This is a genomic window from Pseudomonas sp., assembly GCF_041601375.1.
GTDB lineage: Bacteria > Pseudomonadota > Gammaproteobacteria > Pseudomonadales > Pseudomonadaceae > Aquipseudomonas.
In genome coordinates, this window is the sequence record NZ_JBFIIG010000251.1 from 1 (window position 1) to 4,953 (window position 4,953).

At 67.4% G+C, this 4,953-nt stretch carries 5 protein-coding genes and 1 pseudogene; 2 read left to right on the forward strand and 4 right to left on the reverse strand.

The genetic code is table 11. The annotated features are described in order from the left end of the window. The 3 genes and pseudogenes from ABZE94_RS20325 to norR all read right to left on the reverse strand — a co-directional run. A pseudogene (locus ABZE94_RS20325) lies at nucleotides 1-118 on the reverse strand (ABC transporter ATP-binding protein); the annotation flags it as partial. A gap of 146 nt (nucleotides 119-264) precedes the next feature. Further along, a complete protein-coding gene (locus tag ABZE94_RS20330) occupies nucleotides 265-543 on the reverse strand; it encodes a hypothetical protein (RefSeq protein WP_372877874.1) in 279 nt (92 codons plus the stop codon). Nucleotides 544-838: 295 nt separating this feature from the next. Then, a complete protein-coding gene (gene norR / locus ABZE94_RS20335; RefSeq protein WP_372877876.1) occupies nucleotides 839-2,389 on the reverse strand; it encodes a nitric oxide reductase transcriptional regulator NorR in 1,551 nt (516 codons plus the stop codon). Between the two features lie 212 nt (nucleotides 2,390-2,601). Here norR and hmpA point away from each other — a divergent pair, with 212 nt between their 5' ends. Both hmpA and ABZE94_RS20345 read left to right on the forward strand, forming a co-directional pair. After that, nucleotides 2,602-3,783, forward strand: a complete 1,182-nt coding sequence (gene hmpA, locus ABZE94_RS20340) for an NO-inducible flavohemoprotein (RefSeq protein ID WP_372877878.1) — start codon at nucleotides 2,602-2,604, stop codon at nucleotides 3,781-3,783. A gap of 134 nt (nucleotides 3,784-3,917) precedes the next feature. Then, on the forward strand, nucleotides 3,918-4,172 hold the full coding sequence (locus ABZE94_RS20345; protein ID WP_372877880.1) for a transmembrane sensor/regulator PpyR: 255 nt from the start codon (nucleotides 3,918-3,920) through the stop codon (nucleotides 4,170-4,172). 207 nt (nucleotides 4,173-4,379) lie between these two features. Here the strand turns inward: ABZE94_RS20345 and ABZE94_RS20350 are convergent. After that, on the reverse strand, nucleotides 4,380-4,953 hold a 574-nt coding region (locus tag ABZE94_RS20350), incomplete at its 5' end, for a CaiB/BaiF CoA transferase family protein (protein ID WP_372877882.1).

Below are 4,953 nucleotides of genomic sequence, written 5' to 3' on the forward strand. Positions count from 1 at the left end.
ACTCGCCCATCAGGGCCAGGCTCTGACCCGTCGCCAGTTCCAGGTCGATGCCGCGCAATACCGGCAGGGCGCCCTGCGGCGTCGCATAGCTCTTGCACAAGCCCTGGACTTTCAGCATCTGTCTGCCACCTGAGCGCGGGGAATGGTGCCGCCAGGAAGCCCCGGGAAATGGCCGGACAAGGGCGACCCGTCCCAGAGCTTGTGAAAATATCGAACGCCGGCGCCAGCGTTCTTTCACACGCTCTCAGTAAAGCAAAGTAACCGTCACCCGCAGGGATCGTCGTCGCCATTCGGCACTGCCGTCGCTGCCGGCTGCCGGCCGGAACCCTCGGCGCACTCAGGAGACGAGGCGTCGAGCGTCCGGGTATCGGCGTTCGGCTCACTCAGCGCCAACAGGCGCTCCACCTCCTCGCGGCTGCTCTGCAGGCTGGTGCCGGCCGAGTCGATTCGGCCCCGGCCAGCCAGCGCACTGGCCGCACGCAGGTAGGCTTTCAGGCGCTTGGCCAGATGGATTGGCAGACGCAGGCCCTGCTTGCTGCTCATGCTGTCCCTCTCGCGATACGGGCGGATTTCCACGACGTTGTACGCCAAGCCACGCAACGAACCTGCCCACCGCATGAAGCAGGTCCGGATTTCCCGTCTGCGCATGCTCGTCTACGCGCACGCATGCAGATGGCGAACTGGGCTTGGGCTATACGCCAGACTCACCGCATCTGACACCCTCGGCGGCTGCATCTTGCTCCAACCTAAAGGCCCGGCGGCCAATCGACGTTGACCTACATCAAAGCATGCCGCGGATTAGCCGATCATCCAGTCCAGCGCCTCGATATCGAGCGAATCACTTCAAACCCAGGCGCCGAGCCAGGCGCATCAGGTTGGCGCGATCGACCCCCAGTTCCCGGGCGGTGTCGGCCCATTTGTGCTGGTGACGCTGCAGGGCCGCGTCGATCAGCTGCTTCTGGTAGGCATCCACGGCCTCGCGCAGCGGCACGCCGCCAGCGGCTTCGGCCAGCACCAGCGGCGGCGGCTCGCCGGCGCTGGCGCGCTGGGGCAGGTCCAATGCCTGGCTGTCGATGCTGAGGATGCGCGGCCGCTCGGCGCAGGCCGACAAGGCCTTGAGCGCGGCACGGCCGATCAGGTGCTCGAGTTCACGCACGTTGCCCGGCCAGTCGTGGGCCAGCAGGGCCTTCTGCGCATCACTGGTCAGGCGCAGGCTGCGCAGCCCCAGGCGCGAGCGATTCTCCTCGAGGAAGTAACCGGCCAGCAGCAGGACGTCGCGGCCGCGCTCGCGCAGCGCCGGGACTTTCAGCGGGTACACGCTCAGGCGATGATAGAGGTCGGCGCGAAAGCGCCCGGCGCGCACCTCTTCGGCGAGGTCGCGGTTGCTCGCCGCCAGCACCCGCACATTGACCCGGTGCTCGCGGTCCGAGCCGACCCGCTGCAACTGTCCGCTCTGCAGCACCCGCAGCAGCTTGGCCTGCACCACCACCGGCAGCTCGCCGACCTCATCGAGAAACAGGGTGCCGCCATCGGCCAGCTCGAACTTGCCGCTGCGCTCGTTGACCGCGCCGGAGAAAGCGCCCCGCACGTGGCCGAACAACTCGCTCTCGACCAGGGTCTCGGGCAATGCCGCGCAGTTGAGGCTGATCAGCGGCCGCCTGGCCCGCGCCGATGCGGCATGGATGGCCTCGGCCACCAGTTCCTTGCCGACCCCGGTTTCCCCGCTGATCAACACCGTCAGCTCGCTGTCGCCGACCAGCGCGATTTCCTCCTGCAGGCGTTTGTGCAGCGGGCTCTGACCGATCAGCTCGCGCGGCCGATGCTGGTCGGCAGCCTGCTTGTAGACCTCGGCCAGCCGATGCTCGTCCTCGACCCGGCGCAGCAACTGGGCGATGCGCTCATTGGCCATCACGGTGGCGGCGGCCAGGCTGGCGAACGCGGCCAGGCTATCCAGGTCGACCCTGCCGAAGCGGGCCGGGTCCAGCGAGTCGAGGGTCAGCAGGCCCCACAACTGGTCCTGCAGGTACAGCGGACAGCCCAGACAGTCATGCACCTCGAGGTGGCCGCGATGGCCTTCGACCAGGCCGTCGTAGGGATCCGGCAGGCCGCAGTCCATGGCGAAGCGGGTCGGCCCCCGCTGCGCCAGTAACGCCTGCAGGCGTGGATGCTCGGCGAGTTTGAAGCGCCGGCCGAGGGTGTCGGCGCTCAGACCGTCGACCGCCAGGGGCACCAGCACCTCGCCCTCGAGCCTGAGCAAGGCCACCGCATCGCATGGCAACAGCTCGCGCAGGGCCAGCAACAGGCGGCGATAACGCTCGGCCTCGGGCAGTTCGCGGGACAGATCGGCAACCAGCGGGATCAAGGCCGTCAGCAACGGGTTTGCTGTCATAAAGACCACTCAGTGTCATTAGGACTCGACTCTACCAGCAGTCATAAAGACAACATGGTACGCAAGTCATTGAAATTATTGGACTATAAAACTGGCACGAGTTGTGTAATAGCCTAAGCACCATGAACTTAGCACGCCTGATCACATCGGCCGAACGCTTCTCGCTAATCGTCCGCGCGCCTCAGGCTGCATCGCCACCCAGGACCCCCTCAATGCTCACTGCCCAACAACGCACCCTGATCAAGGCCACAGTGCCGCTGCTGGAAACCGGCGGCGAAGCCCTGACCCGGCATTTCTACCAACTGATGCTCGGCGAATACCCGCAGGTACGCCCGCTGTTCAACCAGGCGCATCAGGCCAGCGGCGACCAGCAACGCGCACTGGCCAACGGCGTGCTGATGTACGCGCGCAATATCGACCGCCTGGAAGCGCTCGGCCCGCTGGTCGGGCAGATCGTCAGCAAGCATGTGGCGTTGCAGATCCTGCCCGAACACTACCCGATCGTCGGCAGCTGCCTGCTGCGAGCGATTCGCGAGGTGCTCGGCGCGCAGATCGCCACCGACGAGGTGATCGACGCCTGGGGCGCCGCCTATGACCAGCTGGCGCAGATCCTGATCGACGCCGAAGAGAACGCCTACGCCGCCAATGCCGCAGCAAGCGGCGGCTGGCGCGGCGCCCGCGACTTCCGGGTGGCGCAAAAGATCGTCGAAAGCGAGGAGATCGTCTCCCTGCACCTGGTGCCGGAAGACGGCGGCGCGCTGCTCGAGTTCCAGCCGGGCCAGTACATCGGCCTCCGCCTGCAACTGGATGGCGAGGAAGTGCGCCGTAACTACTCGCTGTCGGCCCGCGGCAATGGCCGCGAGTTCCGCATCAGCGTCAAGCGCGAGCCCGGCGGCAAGGCGTCCAACCATCTGCACGACCGGGTGCAGGTCGGCGACCGCCTGGAACTGTTCCCGCCGGCCGGCGATTTCGTCCTGCGCGAGTCGAGCAAGCCGCTGGTGCTGATCAGCGCCGGCGTCGGCATCACCCCGGCGCTGAGCATGCTCGAGGCCGCGCGCGATCACGGCCGGCCGATCCACTTCATCCACTGCGCCCGGCACGCCGGCGTGCACGCCTTCCGCGACTGGGTCGAGGCGCAGACCCAGGCCCACCCGCAGGTGCGGCACTTTGTCTGCTACAGCGAACCGCGCGACGAAGACCGGGGCCATGCCGAGGGCCTGCTGACCCGCGAGCAACTGGCCGAGTGGCTGCCGGAAGAACGTGACCTGGACGCCTACTTCCTCGGCCCCAAGCCCTTCATGGCCCAGGTGAAGAAGCACCTGCGCGAACTCGGCGTACCGGAGCAGCAGAGCCACTACGAGTTCTTCGGTCCGGCCAGCGCGCTGGAGGCCTGAGAGGCGGTGAAAGAACTCTCGCCTACTGCGGGAGTTTCCAGGCGCCCGCCGTGGCGCTCGATATGTTCACAACCGCTGAGCTTGACCCGCCCGCCGCGGTTGCGCCGGGCGGCCTCATCAACAGGAGCACCGTGATGAATCTGTTCGATTGCCCGCAACGCCTGTTGCGCCTGTCCAACCAGCTGCTGTCGATCGGTGGCGCCGCCCTGCTGCTGGGCGTGCTCGGCGCCTACGGCTGGGCCGAACACCTCAGCCTGGGCACGTTGATAGGCGCCCACAGCCTGACGATTCTCGGCCCGACGCTGTTGAAAGTGGGTTACGTGATGCGCCTGCTCGCCGAAAAGCCGGCACAACCCGGCGCCGCCAACGCCTGCTACTGCTCGGCCTGAAGCCGGGCTAGCGGTTCAATCACCCGCTCGGCCGCTGTCCTCGAGGATGCCGGGGCATGCTGCAGGCCAGGCCACTGCCTCACGGCTGTCGCCCTGCTGTGGGAGGGGACTGGTCCACGAAAGCGATCGGGCGAGCGCAGAGCCTATAGGGGACTGGCCGCGCAGGTCGGGCTACAAGGCCTTGCGCCTAGGTCCCCGCTGTCCCCGCTAGAGCACCCCGGCCCGCCGCAGTTCGGCTATCTGCTCCAGGCTCAAGCCCAGCCATTGCTGCAGCACCTGCTCGGTGTGTTCGCCGAGCAACGGCGGGGCGTTGCGGTATTGCACCGGGGTCGCCGACAGGCGAATCGGGCTGGCCACCTGGGGCACACTGCCGGCCAGCGGGTGGGGCAGTTCGACGCGCAGGCCGCGGGCCTGCACCTGCGGGTCGGCGAACACCTGCTGCAGGTCGTTGATCGGCCCGCAGGGCACGCCGGCCTGTTCCAGGCCCGCCAGCCAGTCGGCGGTGGTCTTGAACACGGTGGCCTGGCGGATCAGCGGAATCAGTTCGGCGCGATGGGCGACGCGGGCCTGATTGGTGGAAAAGCGCGGGTCGACGGCCAAAGCCGCAAGGCCGGCGACCTCGCAAAACTTGCGGAACTGCCCATCGTTGCCGACCGTGAGGATGATGTCGCCGTCGGCCGTGGGAAAGTCCTGGTAGGGCACGATGTTCGGGTGGGCATTGCCCAGCCGGCGCGGCGCCACGCCGGTGGTCAGGTAGTTCATCGCCTGGTTGGCCAGGCAG